This is a genomic window from Mycobacterium sp. 852014-52450_SCH5900713 (genome assembly GCF_001667075.1).
Classification (GTDB): domain Bacteria; phylum Actinomycetota; class Actinomycetes; order Mycobacteriales; family Mycobacteriaceae; genus Mycobacterium.
In genome coordinates, this window is record NZ_LZIL01000060.1 from 47,588 (window position 1) to 67,385 (window position 19,798).

The window sequence follows — 19,798 nt, forward strand, 5'->3', positions numbered from 1 at the left end:
GCGGCGGCCGGTGCGCCGGTCCCGTGCTTGCCGGTCGCGCCCGTGTCGCGCCGATGGCTGTGGTTGGTCGGTGCGCTCGCCTGCGCGCTGACGTTCGGCCAATCCCCCGGCCGGGTCTCCCCCGACACCAAACTCGACCTCACGGCCAACCCGCTGCGTTTTCTGGCCCGGGCCACCAACCTGTGGAGCAGCGATCTGCCGTTCGGACAGTCGCAGAACCAGGCCTACGGCTACCTGTTCCCGCACGGCACCTTCTTTGCGATCGGCCATCTGCTCTCCGTGCCGGGGTGGATCACGCAACGGCTGTGGTGGGCGCTGCTGCTCACGATCGGCTTCTGGGGGCTGTTGCGGGTCGCCGAGGCGCTGGGCATCGGCAGCCCCGCGTCACGGGTGATCGGCGCCGCCGCGTTCGCGCTGTCGCCGCGGGCGCTGACCACCCTGGGGTCCATCTCGTCGGAAACCCTGCCGATGATGCTGGCGCCGTGGGTGTTGCTGCCCACAATCCTGGCCCTGCGCGCTTCCGCCAACCGGTCGGTGCGAGCGCTCGCCGCGCAGGCCGGTCTCGCCGTCGCGTTGATGGGGGCGGTCAACGCGATCGCCACGCTGGCCAGCTGCCTGCCCGCGGTGATCTGGTGGGCGTGCCACCGGCCGAACCGGGTGTGGTGGCGCTACACCGGGTGGTGGCTGGTGGCGCTGTTCCTGGCGATGCTGTGGTGGGTGGTGGCGCTGGTGATGCTGCGGGCCATCAGCCCGCCCTTCCTGGACTTCATCGAATCCTCCGGCGTGACAACGCAATGGTCGTCGCTGACCGAGATGCTGCGCGGCACCGACAGCTGGACCCCGTACGTGGCGCCGACCGCCACCGCCGGCGCCCCGCTGGTGACCGGCTCGGCGGCCGTCCTCGCCACCTGCCTGGTCGCGGCGGCGGGGCTGGCCGGACTGGCCAGCCCCCGCATGCCGGCACGCGGACGGTTGGTGACGATGCTGCTGGCCGGCGTGGTGTTGATGGCCGCCGGTTACAGCGGCGGGCTGGGCTCGCCGGTGGCGCACGCCGTGCAGACGTTCCTGGACGCCGGCGGCGCGCCGCTGCGCAACGTGCACAAGCTGGGGTCGGTGATCCGGATCCCGATCGTGCTCGGCATCGCCCAGGTGCTGGGCCGGATCCCGCTGCCCGGTCGCGAGCCCGTCTCGGCGTGGCTGCGCGCGTTCGCCCACCCCGAGCGCGACCGGCGGGTGGCGGTCGCGATCGTCGTGCTGACCGCGCTGATGGTGAGCACCTCGCTGGCGTGGACCGGCCGGCTGACCCCACCCGGCACCTTCAGCGCGATTCCCCGCTACTGGCAGGAGACCGCCGACTGGCTTGGCGAGCACAACACGGGCACGCCGGTTCCCGGCCGGGTGCTGGTGGCCCCGGGGGCGCCATTCGCCACGCAGGTGTGGGGCACCAGCCATGACGAGCCGTTGCAGGTGCTGGGCAACAGCCCGTGGGGCGTACGCGACTCGATCCCGTTGACTCCGCCGCAAACCATCCGGGCGCTGGACTCGGTGCAACGCCTGTTCGCCGCCGGGCGCCCCTCGGCCGGCCTGGCCGATACCCTTGCCCGCCAAGGTATTTCGTACCTGGTGGTGCGCAACGACCTGGACCCGGATACGTCGCGCTCGGCGCGGCCCATCCTGGTGCACCGCGCTGTCGACGGGTCCCCGGGGCTGCGGAAGGTAGCGCAATTCGGCGAGCCGGTGGGTCCCGGCACCCTGGCGGGCTTCGTCGCCGACAGCGGACTGCGTCCGCGCTACCCGGCCGTACAGATCTACCGGGTGGAGGTCGCCGGCGATCCGGGGGCCCCGTACTTCGCCGACGCCGACCGGTTGCCCCGGGTGGACGGCGGACCGGAGGCGCTGCTGCGCCTCGACGAGCGGCGCCGGCTGCAGGGCCAGCCGCCGCTGGGCCCCGCGCTGCTGACCGCCGACGCGCGCGGCGCCGGATTGCCGGTGCCGACGGTGACCGTCACCGACACCCCAGTGGCCCGCGAGACCGACTACGGCCGGGTGGACCAACATTCGTCGGCCATCCGGGCCGCGGGCGACGCACGGCACACCTACAACCGGGTGCCCGACTACCCCGTCCCCGGCGCCGACCCGGCCGTCGGCGCCTGGAGCGGCGGGCGGATCACCGTGTCGAGCTCGTCGTCGGACTCCACCGCGATGCCCGATGTCGCACCGGCGACCTCCCCCGTCGCCGCCATCGACGGCGACCCGGCGACGGCGTGGGTGTCCAACTCGCTGCAATCGGCCGTCGGCCAGTGGCTGCAGGTCGATTTCGACCACCCGGTGACCAATGCGGCGATCACCCTGACGCCCAGCGCGACGGCCGTCGGCGCGCAGGTGCGCCGCATCCTGATCGAGACGGCCACCGGCAGCACCACCCTGCGGTTCGACGAGCCCGGCAAGCCGCTCGCCGCCGCGTTGCCCTACGGCGAGACGCCGTGGGTGCGGATCACCGCCGCGGGCACCGACGACGGGTCCCCCGGCGTGCAGTTCGGCATCACCGATTTGTCGATCACCCAGTACGACGCGTCCGGATTCGCCCACCAGCTCGACCTGCGGCACACCGTGCGGGTGCCGGGGCCACCACCCGGCGCGGCGGTCGCGGGCTGGGACCTGGGTTCCGAGCTGCTCGGCAGGCCGGGCTGCGCGTCGACGCCGGACGGGGTGCGCTGCGCGCCGTCCATGGCCCTGACGCCCGAAGAGCCGGTCAATCTCAGCCGGACGCTGACCGTCCCGGCGCCGATGTCGGTGACCCCGCTGGTGTGGGTGCGGCCGCGGCAGGGGCCCAAGCTGGCCGACCTGATCGCCGAGCCGAACACCGCCCGGGCGCGGGGCGACTCCGATCTGGTGGACGTCCTCGGCTCGGCGTATGCGGCGACCGACGGCGACCCGTCCACGGCATGGACGGCACCGCAGCGGGTGGTGCAACACAAGACCCCGCCCACGCTGACGCTCACCCTGCCGCGGCCCACCGAGGTCACCGCGCTGCGGCTGGCGCCGAGCCGGTCGGCATTGCCCGCCCATCCGACGATGGTGGCGGTCAACCTCGGCGACGGTCCGCAGGTGCGCGCGTTGAAACCCGGTGAACCGCAGACCCTCCCGCTAAATCCTCGGGTGACCGACAGCGTCACCGTCAGCCTGCTGGACTGGGAAGACGTCATCGACCGCAACGCGCTGGGTTTCGACCAGCTCAAGCCCCCGGGGCTGGCCGAGCTGACGGCGCTCGGTGCCGACGGAAACCCGATCGCCCCCGCCGACGCCGCCCGTGATCGCACGCGCGAGATCGCCGTCGACTGCGACCACGGCCCGGTGATCGCGGTCGCGGGCCGGTTTGTGCACACGTCGATCCGCACCACCGTCGGCGCTCTCCTCGACGACGAGCCGGTAGCGGCGCGGGCGTGCGACCGCGACCCGATCGCGCTGCCGGCGGGCCAGCAGGAGCTGCTGATCAGCCCGGGGGCCCAGTTCGTCGTCGACGGTGTCGACCTGTCCCCGCCTGCCGCGGCCGCCGCCACGCCCGGCCCCGCCGGGGTTCCGGTGTGGCGGGCGTGGGGTCCCGACCGCCGCGAGGTGCAGGCTCCGCCGTCGACCACGTCGCGGGTGCTGGTCATCCCGGAAAGCATCAACCCCGGTTGGGTGGCGCGCACCAGCACCGGGGCCCGGCTGACCCCGGTCGCCGTCAACGGGTGGCAGCAGGGCTGGGTGGTGCCGCCCGGAGACCCCGGCACCATCACGCTGACCTTCCCGTCCAACGCGCCGTACCGGATGGGTCTGGGGCTGGGGCTGGCCTTGCTGCCGCTGCTGGCCATGCTCGCGCTGTGGCGCACCCGACGTGGGCGCGCCGACGACGCGCCCGCGCAGCCGTGGCAGCCGGGACTCTGGGCGGTGGCCGCGGTGCTGGCCTGCGGGGCGGTGATCGCCGGTGCGGCCGGGGTCGTGGTGGTCGGCGGCGCCCTGGGCCTGCGGTATGCGCTGCGCCGCCGGCGCTTGGACCACGCCACGATGGTCCTGAGCGCGGGTGGGCTCATTCTGGCCGGCGCAATGTTGTCACGGCATCCCTGGCGGTCGGTCGACGGCTACGCGGGCCATTCCGCGAATGTTCAGCTGCTGGCGCTGATTTCGCTCGCGGTGGTCGCCGCCTCGGTGGTGACGATGGCTGCTAGGGCGGGCCGGTCCCCCGACGAGTAGCGGTCGAGGGTATTGGCTGGCGGTTTACCGGCTGCTTGACTGGATATGTGGGTCTGTGTGACCGCCACCGTCCAAGGAGTTACGGCCATGGGCTGGTTTTCCGCCCCCGAATATTGGCTCGGCAGAATGGTGCTCGAGCGGGGCGCCGCGGTGGTCTACCTGCTCGCGTTCGTCGCGGCGGCGGCGCAGTTCCGGGCGCTCATCGGGGAGCACGGACTGCAGCCCATTCCGCGATATTTGGCCGGGCAGTCGTTCTGGCGGACGCCCAGCCTGTTTCATCTGCGCTATTCCGATCGCCTGTTCTCGGTGGTCTCCTGGTTCGGCGCGGCGCTGTCGGCGGCGATCGTCGCCGGCGCGGCCGATGCGGTGCCGGTCTGGGCGGCCATGCTCATGTGGCTCGCGCTGTGGGTGCTCTACCTGTCGATCGTCAACGTCGGGCAGACCTGGTATGCGTTCGGGTGGGAATCGCTGTTGCTGGAAACCGGCTTTCTGCTGATCTTCCTCGGCAACGACCAGGTTGCGCCTCCGGTGCTGACCTTATGGATGGCCCGGTTGCTGTTGTTCCGAGTGGAATTCGGCGCCGGGCTGATCAAGCTGCGGGGCGATTCGTGCTGGCGCGACCTGACGTGTCTGTACTACCACCACGAAACGCAGCCCATGCCCGGGCCATTGAGCTGGTTCTTCCACCACCTGCCCAAACCGCTGCATCGAATCGAGGTGGCGGGCAACCATTTCTCCCAGCTGGTGGTGCCGTTCGGATTGTTCGCGCCACAACCGGTGGCCGGCATCGCCGCCGCGATCATCGTCGTCACCCAGCTGTGGCTGGTGGCGTCGGGTAACTTCGCCTGGCTGAACTGGGTGACGATTCTCTTGGCGTGCAGCGCCATCGACGACTCGTGGGTCGGTTCGATTGGTTTGCATGATCGTCCGGCGTTCTCGCCGACGCCGGTATGGTTCGCCGCGCTGGTGGTCGCGTTCGCGGCGGCGGTGTTGTTCATGAGCTACTGGCCGGTGCGCAACATGCTGTCGTCGAGGCAGCGAATGAACATGTCGTTCAATTCTTTTCATTTGGTCAACACCTACGGCGCATTCGGCAGCATTGGCCGCGTCCGCCGCGAGGTGGTGGTCGAAGGCACCGAGGAAGCCCGCCTCAGCGACCAGACGGTCTGGAAAGAATACGAATTCAAGGGCAAGCCCGGCGCCGTGGCCCGGCTTCCGCGGCAGTGGGCGCCCTACCACCTGCGTCTGGACTGGCTGATGTGGTTCGCCGCCATCTCGCCCGGCTACGCGCAACCATGGCTGACACCGTTTCTGCAGCGACTGCTGCGCAACGATCGGCCCACGCTGCGGTTGTTGCGGCACAATCCATTTCCGGATTCGCCGCCGCGTTACGTGCGTGCGCAGCTCTACGAGTACCGCTTCACGACGCCCGCGGAGCTGCGCCGCGAGCGGGCCTGGTGGCATCGGACATTGATCGGCGGCTACGTCAGGCCGATGGCGCTGCCGGCGGCGACGTCACAGCACGGCTGACCGCGGCCGTGTCGCCATGACCCGGCCGCAAGCGGTGGCGTGGAAGTTTGCCAAATGCTCAGCAAACGGAATGTCTTCGGTGTATAGCGGTGACTGTGAGCTACGTGCGTATTAGCTCAGCAGGAGGATGAGATCATGGCCATCACACGGGCGATCGCCACAGCCGCCATGTTCGCCGGGCTAGCTGTCGGTACGGCTAGTGCAGCGTGGGCCGACACGACGCTGAGCGGCCACTACACCTGGACCTCCACAACCCCCCGGGGGTCGGCGATGTCCGGCGACTATTACTTCACACCCTGCGGCGACGGATGCGCTTCGGTAGCAACCACACCCGGCGGACAGGCCGTGGCCCTGGCGCGGCTGATCAACGGGCAATGGACGATGGAAGGCACCTGGGCCATACGCTGTGCCGACGGTAGCCCCGGTCCCAATGAGCCGTACCACGACACGTGGGATCCGAACACCCTGGAAGGCACCAGCACCTTGATGTACAACGTGCCGGCCTGCGGCCACCCGCCGGGGTATCAACAGACGAATCAGCTGCAACTCAGGCAGGCGCCCTGACGCGTAATCGCCTGTCGCGATTGGGACCAGGCCGCCGAACCGGCAACGAAGGAGCCGAGCATGAGAACAGCACTCGTAGGGTTGGCCACGGTGCTGGCCCTCTCCGGCTTCGTGTGGACGGCGGATCTGATGCTTGGGGCGGGCACCGCCCTCGCAGCCTGCTCCACCAACAACGGCGGCAACCAGCCGCCGGAGTGCGCCCCGCCCGAGGGGCCCCCGGGCTGCTACACCTCGCACATCTGCAGCCAGATGTGGTGCCCGAACCTGGGCGAACTGCGGCGGATGCCGGACTGGGACAGAAACGTCTGCCATACCTATTACTTCGCGCCGGACTCGGGCCTGCCCGCGCTGATGGTCCAGGGGCAGCCGCCCGGCCTGCGGCTGCCGCCGAACACCGGCGTCTGCCCGCCCTTGGCCTGGATGTGTCCGTGAATTACAGCGTCTCGTCCAGTTCGCCGAGCCGGTCGGTCAGCCGCAGATTCTCCGAGTAGTCGACCGGGCAAGAGATCACCGATACCCCGTCGTCGTCGAGTGCGGCCCGCAGCGTCGGCAACAGTTCGTCCGCGCTGTTGATCCGATACCCCTTGGCGCCAAAGCTTTCCGCGTAGGTCACCACGTCGGGATTACCGAACTTCACGTAGTAGTGCGCGCCGAGCTCGAGGTCCATTTTCCACTCGATCAGGCCGTACCCACCGTCGTCCCAGATCAGCACGACCAGCGGTATCCGCTCGCGGACGGCGGTCTCGATTTCCTGCGAGTTCATCAGGAACGCGCCGTCGCCGACGACCGCCAGCACCTTGGACTCGGGACGCGCCAGCTTGACGCCCAGCGCGCCGGGCAGCGCAAAACCCATGGTGGACAGCCCGTTTGACACCAGGCAGGTGTTGCACTCGTACGTCGGGTAAAGCCGGGCCATCCACATCTTGGTGGCGCCGGTATCGACCAGGACCACGTCACTGCGGCCCAGCGCCGCGCGGGTGTCGGCCACCACCCGCGCCGGGGCCAGCGGATAACGCGAATCCTCTTGCCCCCGAGCGAATTCCTCGGCCAGCAGGCCGTGGCCGGGAACCTCCGGGTCGGCCTCGTAGGCGTGGCCGTCCAGTCCCTCGGTCAGCGCATCCAACGAAGCGCTGATGTCGCCGATGATCCCGACGTCCACCGAATAGTGCGCGTCGACCTCGGCCGGGAACCGGTGGATGTGGATGATCTTCTTGTCGGCCTGCGGGTTGATCCGGACGGGGTCGAACTCCTGCAGCTCGTACCCGACGGTGATCACCACGTCGGCGTTGTCGAAGCCGAAGTTCACGTAGTCATGCCGCATGAACCCCAGCGTCCCGATGCTGTTGGGATGGTCGTCGGGCATCACACCCTTGCCATGGAACGTGTTGGCGACGGGGATGCCGAATTCCTCGGAGAACCGCACCAGGGCCGCGGTGGCGTTGCCGCGGGCGGCGCCGTGCCCGGCCAGCACCACCGAACGCTTGGCCTGGCGCAGGATGTCGACCGCGCGCTCCACCTGACCGGGTGCGGGAGCATCGGCGCGAACGACGTTGCGCGGCAACGGCGTCAGGTCATAGTCGGTCTCGTCGACGTCGATGTGCTCGGGCACGGCGAGGTAGACGGCGGCCGGGCGCTCGGTCTCGGCGACCTTGAACGCCTTGCGGAACATCTCGGGGATGGCGCGCGCGGTCGGGATGTCGGCGGCCCAACGGGTGATGGGCGCGAACATCCGAACCAGGTCGACGTACTGGTGCGACTCCTTGAACTCCCGGTCGTGACCGACCTGAGCGGAGATGGCGACCAGCGGGGTGCTGTTGGTGGTGGCGTCGGCCACGCCGAGTTGCATGTTGATCGCGCCGGGGCCCAGGGTGCTCGACACCACCGCGGCGCGGCCGGTCACCCGGCCATACATCTCGGCCATGAAGGCCGCGCCCTGCTCGTGCCGGGTGAGCACGTAGCGGATGCTCGACGAAGCCAGCGCCTGCACGAAGCGGATGTTCTCCTCCCCCGGCAGGCCGAAGACCACGGAAACGCCCTCGTTTTCCAGGCACTTGACCATCAGCTCGGCGGCTTTACTCATCCGGCACCTCCCTCGAGGGAACGATAGTGGCAGGCTGGGTGTTGGACCTCTTACCAACCTCGAAGCGAAGGATTGCAGCGTGCCCATCGCCACGATCAACCCGGCCACCGGCGAGACGGTGAAGACCTTCACCCCGGCAACCGACGAAGAAGTCGACGCGGCCATCGCCCGCGCCTACGCCCGATTCCAGGACTACCGCCATAACACCACCTTTGCCCAGCGCGCGGGGTGGGCAAACGCCACCGCCGACCTTTTGGAGAAGGAGGCCGACGACGTAGCCGCGATGATGACCCAGGAGATGGGCAAGACGCTGGCCTCGGCTAAGGCGGAAACACTCAAGTGCGCCAAGGGCTTTCGCTACTACGCGGAGAACGCCGAGAAGCTGCTGGCCGACGAGCCGGCCGACGCCCAAGCCGTCGGCGCCAAGCGGGCCTACACCCGCTATCAACCGCTCGGGGTGGTGCTGGCCATCATGCCGTGGAACTTCCCGTTGTGGCAGGCCGTCCGGTTCGCCGCGCCGGCGCTGATGGCCGGGAATGTCGGGCTCCTCAAGCACGCCTCCAACGTGCCGCAGTCCGCGCTCTACCTCGCCGACGTCATCGCCCGCGGCGGCTTCCCCGACGGCTGCTTCCAGACGCTGCTCGTCTCTTCCAGTGCCGTCGAACGCATCCTGCGCGACCCGCGGGTAGCGGCCGCCACCCTGACCGGCAGCGAGCCGGCCGGGCAGTCGGTGGCAGCCATCGCCGGCGACGAGATCAAACCCACCGTGCTCGAGCTCGGCGGCAGCGACCCCTTCATCGTGATGCCGTCGGCGAACCTGGACGAGGCCGCCAAGACCGCGGTCACCGCGCGTGTCCAGAACAACGGCCAGTCCTGCATCGCCGCGAAGCGGTTCATCATTCACACCGACATCTACGACGCGTTCGTCGACAAGTTCACCGAGCGGATGCAGGCGCTCAAGGTCGGGGACCCGACCGACCCGGACACCGACGTGGGCCCGCTGGCCACCGAGTCCGGCCGCGACGACATCGCCAAGCAGGTCGAGGACGCGGCCGCGGAGGGCGCCACGATCCGGCTCGGCGGCAAGCCGCTCGACGGGCCGGGGTGGTTCTACCCGCCGACCGTGGTCACCGACATCACCAAGGACATGGCGCTCTACACCGAAGAGGTGTTCGGTCCGGTGGCGTCGATGTACCGGGCAGCGGACATCGACGAGGCGATCGAGATCGCCAACGCCACCACCTTCGGGCTGGGGTCCAACGCCTGGACCAACGACGAGGCCGAGCAACAGCGTTTCATCGACGAGATCGAAGCCGGCCAGGTCTTCATCAACGGCATGACGGTGTCCTACCCGGAGCTGGGGTTCGGCGGCGTCAAGCGTTCCGGTTACGGCCGCGAACTCGCCGGCCTGGGCATCCGCGCCTTCGTCAACGCCAAGACCGTGTGGGTCGGGTAGTGGCGATCGCAAGCGCGGCGTAGCCGGGCGCAGCGGGTCGCCACGGTCGGTGACGTCGGCGATCGCAAGCGCGGCGTAGCCGGGCGCAGCGGGTCGCCACCGTCGGTGACGTCGACGCCGCCGGAGGCAGCAAGGTCGAATAACCGCCTCAGGCGGACACGGCGGCGAGGGCCTTCTCGTCCTCGTCGGCGAAGGTGTCCTCTAGGTGTAGCGGCGAGTAGTCGAGGTCGATCTCCTCGAGCGGCCGGCCGCGGGCGCTGGAGATCGTGCCGAAGCGCCGCATGCCCTTGTCGGACGCGTACTGCATGAACTCGTCCACCGAGAGGCCGAAGGGCATCGGGTCGTAAAGGGAGAAGCCCTCCTCGATGAGGCGCAGTCCCAGCGGCATGAGCTCGTTCATGCGCGTCTCGAAGACGCCCCAGTTGGCGTCGTCGGCGGCCACGTGGCGGCGGCAGGTGAAGGTGCCCCACGCCATGTGGCGCCGCTCGTCGTCACCGATGCGCCGGACCAGCTCCTGCATGCCGGGCAGGATGCCGCGTTCCACGCAGATCTTGTGCCAGCCGAAGTAGCCGGTCAGCGCCAGCATACCTTCGACCATGTGGTTGTAGGTGACCGACGCCCGCACCTGGGCGGCCGGAGACGGGTCAACCGACAAGGCGTTGAGGCAGTCCGGCAATTCCTCGTAGAAGATCGTCCGGTAGGTGGGGATGTCGTCGAGGTACTCGTGCAGGTCATCGGTGACGCCGACGGCGTCGAGCCACATGCGGAACACCTGGACGTGCTTGGCTTCCTCGAATGCGAACTGCGTCAGGTACATCTCGTCGCCCAGCCGGCCCTCGACCCGCATCGCGGACATGAACGGCTGAATGTCCTCGGTGACCGCTTCCTCGCCGGCGATGAACTCCGCGCACAGCCGGATGGCGTAGTGGCGTTCGTCGTCCGAGAGCCGTTCCCAGTCGGCGCGGTCGCGGGAGAAATCGATGTCGGCCGGATCCCAGAACTTCGCGTTGCCGCCGGCGAACAGCCGCAGCGGCAGGCTGTCCCAGTTGAGTCCCCCTCGAACCATCGAGTTCGTATGCGTGCGTGTCATGAGACCTCCTCGGATTGTTGTGGGGCTGAGTGGACGGGCGGGCGCGGGGACGCCGCGAAGGCGGCAGCCAGTACGCCGACGAGCCGGCGCACGGCCAGTGCCGGCTGCTCCGGGGTGGGTTCGTCGAGCCCGAGGATCGGATCCAATCCCCGCATGTAGGGCGCTAGCGCCAGGTGCGGAAAAATCAAGAGCAGCAACGACAGCAGCGCGTCGGTGTCCGAATCGGAACGCAAGTCGCCGCGCACCTTCGCGTCGCGGACGAGCGGCCGCATCACTTCCAGGTAGTGCCGGTGGATGACGTTCTGCACGCTGACGCGGGCTTCGGTGTCGACCTCAAGAGTCGCGGCGGCGTGCAGCGCGCGTTCGTGCGGGTGGTCGGCGAAATAGGCCACCCACGCGTCGAGCCAATCGGTCAGGAAGTCGAAGAACGGCCGACTCGGGTCCAGCTCGCGGATGCGGTCTTCCATGTAGGCCCGCACCCGCTGGCTGGCGATGTCGGCGATGAAGGCGAACAGGTCGCGCTTGTCCGCGAAGTACTGGAAGAGGCTGCCCTTGGCGACGCCGGCCCGCCGCGCGATGACGTTGAGGCTGCCCCGGGAGAAGCCGTGCGCCCCGAACTCCTGTTCCGCGGCGTCGATGATGGCGGCGCGACGGGCGGGGTCCACCCGCGCCCAAGTCACCGTTGGCAATGCGGCCTCCTAGCGTCGATGACCACTGGTCATATTACGGTGAGCTGCGTCACAGTCAAGGGGTCCGCGTGACCGCTTTCCCGCCGAGCGTCACGCTGGCGCGACGGTCGGCAGTGGATGCCGCGCTGGCGTGACGCTCGGCGAACGGCCGGGGCGTCACACCGGCGCGACGGAAAGCGAACAGCACGCGTCATGACCCCGGGAAGCCCGGCGCCGAAGCTAGGTAGACGGCCGTTGGCGTTTCGGCGGCGGATAAACCGACCTGGCGATCGTCGCCGAGATCCATCCGATCAGCCAGCCGCCACCGACCAAGAGGAAGGTGCGCAGGCGGTCGGGGTACAGCACCGCAACAACACTCAGAATGACGGCCCACGTGAACGCGCAACCGATGCTGTAGCCGGTATACGTCGCGCGCGATGGCATGCCACAAATCTAGTCCGGCATTCGCCCGGCGCCAGCCCAGTCAGGGACGCATTTGGTACGCGCCGTTGAGCGGAAGGATGTGCTCCTTCCAGATCTGGGCGTAGCGGGCGGGGTCGTGGACGGGGCGGCGGATCATTCGCGTCGCGAAGCGGGCCTGGTCGTCGGTCGTCGCGGGCTTGTCGCTCAACTCCACGGCGTAGCCGTTGAAGTCGCGGACCAGCACGGCGAAGATCCCGTCGATCAGCGTCTCGTCCACATCCGACAGCGCGGCCTCCTCGAGGATGAGCTGCGCGTAGGGCACCGTCGCGAACAACTGGCCCACGGCGAACGCGAAGTCGACGTCTCTCTGCTGCGCGGCATCGGGGGTCGCGCTGGCCAGCATGTCGGCGAGCACGTCGATCTGCTTGCGCAGCAACGCGACATTGGGCAGGTGAGCGAAGGCGTCGAACGGCGCGCGCCAGTCGTGGAAGCGCACCTTGCCCAGACCCCCGGTCGGCCCCTGCGCGAACAGGAACGTGTCGTCGGCCGCGTCGTCACGGCGGCCGATGATCGGCAGCTCGCCGTTGGGGGCGAACAGGAAGTTGGGCATGAACTTGGCGAGCAGCCCGATGTTGATGTGCACGGTGCCCTCAAGCCTTGGCAGCAAACCGATTTCGCGCGTGACCGCCTCGAAGAAGGTGTCCTTCTCCACCCCCTTGGCGGCGATGACGTCCCACAGGGCGATGACGACCCGCTCGCCCTCACTGGTGACTTTCGCCTTGGTGAGCGGGCTGTACAGCAGGTAGCGCCGGTCGTCGGCCGACGCGCTGCGCATGTAGTCGCAAGCCCGGGTGCACACCAGCCGCATTGCCACCAGCCGCAGGTAGGCGTCGGTGAGCAGCCGCCGCACGTGGCTGAAGTCGGTGACGACGGTGCCGTACAGAACGCGGTTGGAGGCGTGGGTGACCGCCTCGTACATGGCGTGGGTGCACATGCCGACCGCGCCCCAGCCCAGGTTGTACTTGCACACGTTGACGGTGTTGAGGGCCGCGTGGAACGCCCCTTGGCCACGGTGCAGGATGTCGGCCTCGGTGACCGGGTAGTCGCGCAGCGCGTAGTTGGCGACGAAGTTCTGCGAGTTCACCACGTTCTTGATCAGGTCATACCGATCGTGCTGGGAGTCGGCAGTGAAGAACACGTACTCGTCAGAGCCTGCGATCTTGCCGAAGGTCGAGACCATCCGCGCCACGTTGGCGTTACCGATGTAGTACTTCTCGCCGCTCGCGGTCCAGCCGTGTTCGGCCGGCGTCAGGATCATGTCGGTCTGGTAGACGTCGGCGCCGTGGGTCTGCTCCGACAAGCCGAAGGCGAACACCTCGCCGGCCTCGAGCTGCGCGGCGGCCTTGCGCTTGGCGTCGGTGTTGTCGCTCATCCAGATCGGGCCCAGACCCAGCGCGGTGACCTGGAAGGGGTACCAGTAGCTCAGCCCGTAGAAGCCCACGATCTCGGCGAACTCGCTGATCCGGTAGGTGTCCCAGCGGCAGGCAGCTGCTGGGTCCGAGGCGCCGTACTCGGATGGGGTCAGCAGCGAGGCGAAAATGCGCTCCCGCCCGATATGGTCCAAAAACTCGGAGTACCACACCCCTTCGTGGTCGTCGGACTTCAGCCGCGCCTTCCCCCGCGACTCGAAGAAGTCCACCGTCGCGGCCATGATCTCCCCCGAGCGACGGTCCGGATATCGACGTTGCAGATGGTTGGGATTGAGCAGCATGACGGGGCTCCCGCGGGTTCCGGTTACGACGAGGGTGACGGTACTGCACCGCGGGGGCCGTCGGGGCGGACCGGAAAAAGTGGCTCATTGCGTCACGCGGGAGAGCAGATATCGCCGCTCGGGCAGGCTGCGGGTGCGCTGGGCCGCGCGAAGGTAGTGCTCTCGGGCCGCTTCCCGGTCACCGAGTTCGTCGAGCAGATGGGCCCGCACCGCGTCGACGCGGTGATGTCCGTGCAGAGCGGGATCCGCCGCCGCGGCATCGAGTTCGAGCAGGGCGGCCGCGGGACCCTGCACCATCGCGACGGCGACAGTTCGATTGAGCGCGACCATCGGCCCTGGCGCCAGGGCTAAGAGCACGTCATACAACGCGAGGATCTGCGGCCAGTCGGTCGCTTCGGCGCTGGCGGCCTCGTCATGTACCGCGGCGATCGCCGCCTGCAGCTGGTAGGGACCCGGCTCGGCGACCGGCAGCGTCGCCTCGATGATCGCGACGCCCTCGGCAATGGCGGTCCGGTCCCACAGCCGGCGGTCCTGTTCGGCCAGCGGGACCAGCGATCCATCTGGTCCGGTGCGCGCGGCGCGTCGGGCATCCGTGAGGAGCATGAGCGCGAGCAACCCGGCGACCTCGCCCTCGTCCGGCAGGCTCGCGCGCAGCTGACGGGTCAGCCGAATCGCTTCGGAGGTCAGCTCCACGCGGTTGAGGTTCTCTCCAGATGTCGCGGTGTAGCCCTCGTTGAAGATGAGGTACAACGTGCGAAGCACCGCGGGCAGCCGCTCGTCGCGCTCGCGCTGGTTCGGGGTGCGGAATTGGGCGCCCGAATCGCGGATGCGCGCCTTGGCCCGACTGATGCGCTGCCCGACGGTCGCCTCCGGCAGCAGCAGCGCGCGGGCGATCTCCGCGGTGGTCAGGCCTCCGAGCGCCCGCAACGTCAGCGCCACCTGCGACGGCACGGCGAGCACCGGGTGACAGCACAAGAACAGCAGCGCCAACGATTCGTCGGCCTCGGCAACGGCGCCCGAGGGCGGCGTGGGCTCAAGCGCATACGTGTCTTCGCGGTGCCGACGCGCCGACTCCTTCCGCCAAGTCTCGATCAGCCGCCGCGACGACGTCGTAATCAGCCAGCCGGTCGGGTTTTCCGGTACCCCATCGGCCGGCCAGGTCACCGCGGCGGCGAGCAGCGCCTCCTGGACGGCGTCCTCGCAGTCGTCGAAGTCGCCGTACCGGCGCACGAGGACCCCGAGGACGCACGGGGCGACCTCGCGCAGCAGGACGGTGACGGCATCCTCGCCCGGACCGGTGGAATTCACATGTCCCAGCCGCTCAGGTCGAGCACCGGCCGGACCTCGACCAAGCCCCAGACGGCGTCCGGAACGCGGGCCGCGATCGCGAGGGCACGCTCCTCGCTTTCGCAGTCGACTAGAAAGAAACCGGCGAGATGTTCTTTCGCCTCGGCGAACGGCCCGTCGCTGATCATCGTCCGGCCGCCCGCGACCGTGACCCGCTTGGCCAGGGCGGGGTCCGCCAGGCCCTCGGTAGCCACGAGCTCGCCGGTGTCGGCGAGCTCGGCGCCGAGTTCGACGTGGTCGTGGCCGAACCGCGCTCGCTGCTCCTCGGGTAAGGCCTGCCATCGCTCGAGGAACTGCGGGTTGCTCTGAATCAAGATCATGTACTTCACTGCGGCCTCCATGGATTTGGATAAACACTGCGCTCCTGTGTCGAAACTGGCCAGCCGGTTTCGACACCCCACTGAAGGCTTCGCGCCGCGGAGCCCCGGAGAAGGGGACAACTATGGAGATCAGCCACGCAGGAACCGACGTCCACGCGGTACTTGAAAAGTTCGTGGCCGCGCATGCCGCCCACGACGCCGACGGCCTGTTTGCGCTTCGTTCCGACGACGTGGTGTCGTATTCGCTTGCGCCGCCGCTGCAGCAGGGGCCCGATACGCCGTATGGCACCGTGGAAGGTATCCGCGCCTGGTTCGCGGGATTTGACGGCCCCGTGCAGATCACTTTCCGCGACCCCGTGGTGAGCCAAGATGGCGATCTCGCATTCGCCCACACCCTCACAAATATGACGGTGACACCTGTAGGCCGGCACGACCCGATCTCGGTCTGGTATCGCTCGACCTTCGGGCTGCGCCGCGTCGACGGGTCGTGGCGCATCGCGCACCTACATGAATCGACGCCGTTCCACATGGACGGCTCGTACCGCGCGGCCACCGACCTTCAGCCCTGAGCCGCCGATAGTTCACGGATCCGATGAGGCCGGTGTCAAACCACGCAGCGGAGTCATAGCATCAGTCACGTGTCAGAACTCAATACCGCCCGCGGCGCCATCGATACGACCGACCTCGGCGTGACGCTCATGCACGAGCACGTGTTCATCATGACCACCGAGATTGCGTTGAACTATCCCGAAGCCTGGGGCGACGAGGACAAACGGGTGGCCGACGCCGTCAGTCGGCTCAACGAGTTGAAGGCCCGCGGGGTGGACACCATCGTCGACCTGACCGTGATCGGGCTGGGCCGCTACATTCCGCGCATCGCGCGCGTCGCGGCGGCCACCGAGCTGAATATCGTTGTGGCGACCGGGCTTTACACCTACAACGACGTGCCGTTCCGGTTCCACTACGAGGGCCCGGGCGGCATGTTGGACGGCCCGGAGATCATGACGGAGATGTTCGTCCGCGACATCGAGCAGGGCATCGCCGACACCGGCGTCAAGGCCGGGATCCTCAAGTGCGCCACCGACGAGCCGGGTATCACGCCCGGCGTCGAGCGGGTGCTGCGCGCCGTCGCCCAGGCGCACAAGCGCACCGGGGTGCCGATATCCACGCACACCCACGCCGGGCTGCGGCGCGGACTCGAACAGCAGCGCATCTTCGAAGAAGAGGGCGTCGACCTGACCCGAGTGGTCATCGGCCATTCCGGTGACAGCACCGACATCGGGTACCTCGAGGAGCTCATCGCCGCGGGCTCGTATCTCGGGATGGACCGGTTCGGTTTAGACGTGATCTCGCCGTTCGAGGAGCGGGTGAAGATCGTGGCACAGATGTGCGAGCGGGGGCACGCCGACAAGATGGTGCTCTCGCACGACGCCAACTGCTATTTCGACGCGCTGCCCGAAGAGCTCGTGCCGCAGATGGCGCCGAACTGGCATTACCTGCACATCCACAACGACGTCATCCCAGCGCTCAAAGAACGCGGCGTCACCGACGAGCAACTGAAAACCATGTTGGTCGATAACCCCCGCCGCATCTTCGAGCGGCAGGGCGCATATGAGTGAGCCGGTCCCGCCGATCGGCACCCAGATCGCGGCGCTGGCCGAACTCGCCCCCGACGAGCCCGCCGTCACCTGCGACGGCCTAACGCTCACCCGCGCCGAACTCGACCGTTCGACGAACCGGTTGGCCCGCGCCTACGCCGACCGCGGCGTCGGCGTCGGCGACTACGTGACCATGGTGCTGCCCAACTCCGTGGAGTGGATCCAGGCCGCGGTGGCGTGCTGGAAGCTGGGCGCGGTGCCCCAGCCGCTGTCGGCGCGGTTGCCGGACGCGGAGCTGCGGGGGCTGCTGGACCTGCGACCACCGGCCCTGCTGGTGGGCCGTGATCACCCCCAAATGCCCAGCGTCCCAGCCGGTTTCACGCCCGGCCCGGAATGCTCCGACGCGCCGCTGCCGGAAGCGGTATCGCCGGTGTGGAAAGCGATGGGGTCCGGCGGCAGCACCGGCCGGCCCAAGCTCATCGAATCCGCGGGCGACACCCGGATACCGGCGGCCATCGGCTATCCGCTGGGTGCGCAGCCCGGCGACACCACGCTGGTCCCGATCCCGCTGTCCCACAACACCGGGTTCACCACCGCGACCATCGCGCTGCTGATGCGCCATCACCTCGTCGTGATGAGCCGGTTCGACCCGCACCAATTCCTGCGGCTGATCACCGACCACCGCGTCACGTTCCTGACCACGGTGCCGACCATCATGCAGCGGACGCTGCCCGCCTACCACGCCGACCCCGGGTCCTACGACCTGTCGTCGCTGCGCCGGTTCTGGCACATGGGGGCGCCGTGCCCGCCGGCGATCAAGCAGGCCTGGATCGACCTGCTGGGCCCCGAGGTCGTCTGGGAACTCTACGGCGGCACCGAATTACAGGCGCTCACCTTCATCTCCGGCGACCAGTGGCTCACCCACCGCGGCTCGGTCGGCGTCGTGGTCGCCGGGGAGATGCAGGTGCTCGACGACGACGGCAACCCTTGTTCGCCCGGCGTGGTCGGCGAGATCTACATGCGGCCCGGCCCCGGCAGCGCGCCCACCTACCGCTACGTCGGCGCCACGGCCAAGTCCCGCGATGGCTGGGATTCGCTTGGCGATCTTGGCCATTTCGACGCCGACGGCTTTCTCTACCTGTCGGACCGCCGGGTGGACATGTTCACCGTCGGTGGCCGCAACGTCTACCCCGCCGAGATCGAGAACGCCTTGTCGGCGCACCCGGACGTGCTGTCCTGCCTCGTCGTCGGTGTGCCCGACCCGAACTCGGGCGACCTGGGTCAGGTGCCGTACGCGCTGGTGCACGCGGCAGAGGGTTCCACCCTGGACGCCGCGGGCGTACAGCAATTCCTGCGCGAACGCATCGCCGGGTACAAGGTGCCGCCCACCCCCGACTTCATCGAGTTCGTCGACGCCCCGTTGCGCGACGACGCGGGCAAGGCCCGGCGGTCGGCGGTCCGCGCCGAGATCATCGCCCGACTGCAGGCGCCGGAAGCGAGCTGACGTCTGTAGTCCGCCTTACATCGGCCAGTTGATTGGGCTGTTCTGCGTTCGGTGTTTACGAGCTACGTGCTAGATGGTCATCAGTGTGCATATTCGGGGGTTCGGCATCTCTCGCCCTACTGCGCCATGCCGAAACGGATACACGGCACAACCAGTCGCTCTGTAGCCAGCTTGGCGGCTTAACGACATGAAAGGTCCCGCGCACGCTGCGAGATGAGGCGGCAATGCATGAGCGGTCACGGTGACTGGCCCACACCGACGTCACTTGCCTAAACTTTTGTTCGTGCATGAGATATTACGGATGCATACAGCGAGTTTGCAGGCGATGGCCACCCGCTGGGCCGCCTCTGCTGAGGCACTAAACGCGACGGCGTCGCCGGCCAATCTCGGCTTTTCGTGGCAGCCCAGCACGACCGCAGTCAATGCCGCCCACGCCGAAGTCACTGTCTTCGCCACGGCATTGGCCACGCGGGTAAGTTCTTGCGCTACGCACGTCGCTGAAGCAGACACCCGCTACCTTGCCAACGAGGCTCAAGCGGCTAATCGTCTGGCCTCTGTGGTGCAAGCGGTGACCAGCGTGTAGCGATGGCCGCGGTCGCAGTGGTTCCTGGCCTGTCAGCGCTGTTAGCCTGGCCCACTGACCATCTCACCGATGCGGCAGCCCAATGGGAGACCGTTGCCGAGCGCAGCTATGCACTGTCCCACCAGGTGTGGCGGGAAGCCGTCTCGGTCGATTGGCGAGGTGAAGCCGCCGATGCGGTGCGCGTCGCGACGCACGCTGACATGCGAACCACCAGCGCAGCAGCCGACCAGCTACAGGCGGCGGCCCGTGTCGCGCGCAACGCGTCCTCGGATTTGCACGCGGCCCGCTCCCGCCTCCGCTATGCCGTACAAGTTGCCCAGACTGCGGGATACGAGGTATGCGAGGACCTTTCGGTTACCGATCGCATGAGCGGCGGATCGACCTACAGCGAGCAGTTCGCCAAGGCGAAGCGCAAACACTCGCCAGCGATATCCGTCAGCGCGCTGCCCAGCTCGTCGCACTGGACCAACAGGTCGCTGGCAAGATTTCCACCGCCCTAGCTGGCATCGGCGCCAGTTTCCCGCGACACCCAGCCCTTGGCAGTCCACCGAAGGGCAGCCACGTTTACAGCGTTGACAACCACACCTTTAAAGATGACCCAGCCCGGCCGCCATGGGAGCCACCGCCACCG

The 19,798-nt window shown here is 68.4% G+C and carries 17 protein-coding genes; 10 read left to right on the forward strand and 7 right to left on the reverse strand.

Annotated features, from left to right (window positions below; all coding sequences use genetic code 11):
* The first annotated feature begins 27 nt into the window (after positions 1–27).
* From A5773_RS18335 to A5773_RS18350, 4 genes are all read left to right on the forward strand, one after another.
* Positions 28–4,233 carry an alpha-(1->3)-arabinofuranosyltransferase gene (locus tag A5773_RS18335; protein WP_197507893.1) on the forward strand — a complete coding sequence of 1,402 codons (4,206 nt, stop codon included), beginning with the start codon at positions 28–30 and terminating at the stop codon, positions 4,231–4,233.
* A gap of 87 nt (positions 4,234–4,320) precedes the next feature.
* Positions 4,321–5,763, forward strand: coding sequence for a lipase maturation factor family protein (locus tag A5773_RS18340; RefSeq protein ID WP_067792002.1), 1,443 nt, complete (start codon positions 4,321–4,323; stop codon positions 5,761–5,763).
* A 135-nt stretch (positions 5,764–5,898) separates the two neighbouring features.
* Positions 5,899–6,327, forward strand: a complete 429-nt coding sequence (locus A5773_RS18345; protein WP_156664348.1) for a hypothetical protein — start codon at positions 5,899–5,901, stop codon at positions 6,325–6,327.
* A 60-nt stretch (positions 6,328–6,387) separates the two neighbouring features.
* Positions 6,388–6,759, forward strand: a complete 372-nt coding sequence (locus A5773_RS18350; protein WP_156744888.1) for a hypothetical protein — start codon at positions 6,388–6,390, stop codon at positions 6,757–6,759.
* 1 nt (position 6,760) lies between these two features.
* Here the strand turns inward: A5773_RS18350 and A5773_RS18355 are convergent, their stop codons facing one another.
* Positions 6,761–8,407: an acetolactate synthase large subunit gene (locus A5773_RS18355; protein ID WP_067791991.1), complete on the reverse strand. Its 1,647-nt coding sequence runs from the start codon at positions 8,405–8,407 to the stop codon at positions 6,761–6,763.
* A 79-nt stretch (positions 8,408–8,486) separates the two neighbouring features.
* On the opposite strand from A5773_RS18355, the gene A5773_RS18360 reads away from it, so the two are divergent.
* Positions 8,487–9,863 carry an NADP-dependent succinic semialdehyde dehydrogenase gene (locus A5773_RS18360; protein ID WP_067791994.1) on the forward strand — a complete coding sequence of 459 codons (1,377 nt, stop codon included), beginning with the start codon at positions 8,487–8,489 and terminating at the stop codon, positions 9,861–9,863.
* Between the two features lie 148 nt (positions 9,864–10,011).
* On the opposite strand, the gene A5773_RS18365 is transcribed toward A5773_RS18360, so the two are convergent.
* From A5773_RS18365 to A5773_RS18390, 6 genes are all read right to left on the reverse strand, one after another.
* Positions 10,012–10,953 carry a R2-like ligand-binding oxidase gene (locus A5773_RS18365; RefSeq protein WP_066947220.1) on the reverse strand — a complete coding sequence of 314 codons (942 nt, stop codon included), beginning with the start codon at positions 10,951–10,953 and terminating at the stop codon, positions 10,012–10,014.
* On the reverse strand, positions 10,950–11,642 hold the full coding sequence (locus A5773_RS18370; protein WP_066947217.1) for a TetR/AcrR family transcriptional regulator: 693 nt from the start codon (positions 11,640–11,642) through the stop codon (positions 10,950–10,952). Before A5773_RS18370 ends, A5773_RS18365 begins: the two co-directional genes overlap by 4 nt.
* A 219-nt stretch (positions 11,643–11,861) precedes the next feature.
* Complete coding sequence (locus tag A5773_RS18375) at positions 11,862–12,065, reverse strand: hypothetical protein (RefSeq protein WP_066947214.1); 204 nt, start codon at positions 12,063–12,065, stop codon at positions 11,862–11,864.
* Positions 12,066–12,105: 40 nt separating this feature from the next.
* The gene (locus tag A5773_RS18380; protein ID WP_067791997.1) at positions 12,106–13,815 is read right to left on the reverse strand and encodes an acyl-CoA dehydrogenase family protein; all 1,710 of its coding nucleotides are present in this window, start codon (positions 13,813–13,815) and stop codon (positions 12,106–12,108) included.
* 84 nt (positions 13,816–13,899) lie between these two features.
* Positions 13,900–15,123 (reverse strand): RNA polymerase sigma factor, encoded by a 1,224-nt coding sequence (locus A5773_RS18385; RefSeq protein WP_197507894.1) that lies wholly within the window; start codon positions 15,121–15,123, stop codon positions 13,900–13,902.
* Positions 15,120–15,482: a YciI family protein gene (locus A5773_RS18390; protein WP_197505453.1), complete on the reverse strand. Its 363-nt coding sequence runs from the start codon at positions 15,480–15,482 to the stop codon at positions 15,120–15,122. Before A5773_RS18390 ends, A5773_RS18385 begins: the two co-directional genes overlap by 4 nt.
* Before the next feature lie 122 nt (positions 15,483–15,604).
* Between A5773_RS18390 and A5773_RS18395 the strand changes: the two genes are divergently transcribed.
* From A5773_RS18395 to A5773_RS18410, 5 genes are all read left to right on the forward strand, one after another.
* Entirely contained in the window at positions 15,605–16,051 is a 447-nt protein-coding gene (locus A5773_RS18395; protein WP_066947205.1) for a nuclear transport factor 2 family protein, read from the forward strand.
* A gap of 69 nt (positions 16,052–16,120) precedes the next feature.
* The gene (locus A5773_RS18400; RefSeq protein ID WP_066947203.1) at positions 16,121–17,101 is read left to right on the forward strand and encodes a phosphotriesterase; all 981 of its coding nucleotides are present in this window, start codon (positions 16,121–16,123) and stop codon (positions 17,099–17,101) included.
* Entirely contained in the window at positions 17,094–18,584 is a 1,491-nt protein-coding gene (locus A5773_RS18405; RefSeq protein ID WP_066947201.1) for an AMP-binding protein, read from the forward strand. The genes A5773_RS18400 and A5773_RS18405 overlap by 8 nt, the downstream gene beginning before the upstream one ends.
* A gap of 283 nt (positions 18,585–18,867) precedes the next feature.
* A complete protein-coding gene (locus A5773_RS25685) occupies positions 18,868–19,167 on the forward strand; it encodes a hypothetical protein (protein ID WP_231989235.1) in 300 nt (99 codons plus the stop codon).
* Positions 19,168–19,169: 2 nt separating this feature from the next.
* Positions 19,170–19,667: a hypothetical protein gene (locus tag A5773_RS18410; RefSeq protein ID WP_066947198.1), complete on the forward strand. Its 498-nt coding sequence runs from the start codon at positions 19,170–19,172 to the stop codon at positions 19,665–19,667.
* Positions 19,668–19,798 lie beyond the last annotated feature (131 nt).

Excerpts from the sequence above, each read along its gene's own strand:
- A5773_RS18340 (WP_067792002.1), top strand. The coding sequence starts at position 4,321 with ATGGGCTGGTTTTCCGCCCCCGAATATTGGCTCGGCAGAATGGTGCTC.
- A5773_RS18345 (WP_156664348.1), top strand. The coding sequence starts at position 5,899 with ATGGCCATCACACGGGCGATCGCCACAGCCGCCATGTTCGCCGGGCTA.
- A5773_RS18350 (WP_156744888.1), top strand. The coding sequence starts at position 6,388 with ATGAGAACAGCACTCGTAGGGTTGGCCACGGTGCTGGCCCTCTCCGGC.
- A5773_RS18355 (WP_067791991.1), bottom strand. The coding sequence starts at position 8,407 with ATGAGTAAAGCCGCCGAGCTGATGGTCAAGTGCCTGGAAAACGAGGGC.
- A5773_RS18365 (WP_066947220.1), bottom strand. The coding sequence starts at position 10,953 with ATGACACGCACGCATACGAACTCGATGGTTCGAGGGGGACTCAACTGG.
- A5773_RS18375 (WP_066947214.1), bottom strand. The coding sequence starts at position 12,065 with ATGCCATCGCGCGCGACGTATACCGGCTACAGCATCGGTTGCGCGTTC.
- A5773_RS18380 (WP_067791997.1), bottom strand. The coding sequence starts at position 13,815 with ATGCTGCTCAATCCCAACCATCTGCAACGTCGATATCCGGACCGTCGC.
- A5773_RS18390 (WP_197505453.1), bottom strand. The coding sequence starts at position 15,482 with ATGATCTTGATTCAGAGCAACCCGCAGTTCCTCGAGCGATGGCAGGCC.
- A5773_RS18395 (WP_066947205.1), top strand. The coding sequence starts at position 15,605 with ATGGAGATCAGCCACGCAGGAACCGACGTCCACGCGGTACTTGAAAAG.
- A5773_RS18405 (WP_066947201.1), top strand. The coding sequence starts at position 17,094 with ATGAGTGAGCCGGTCCCGCCGATCGGCACCCAGATCGCGGCGCTGGCC.
- A5773_RS18410 (WP_066947198.1), top strand. The coding sequence starts at position 19,170 with ATGGCCGCGGTCGCAGTGGTTCCTGGCCTGTCAGCGCTGTTAGCCTGG.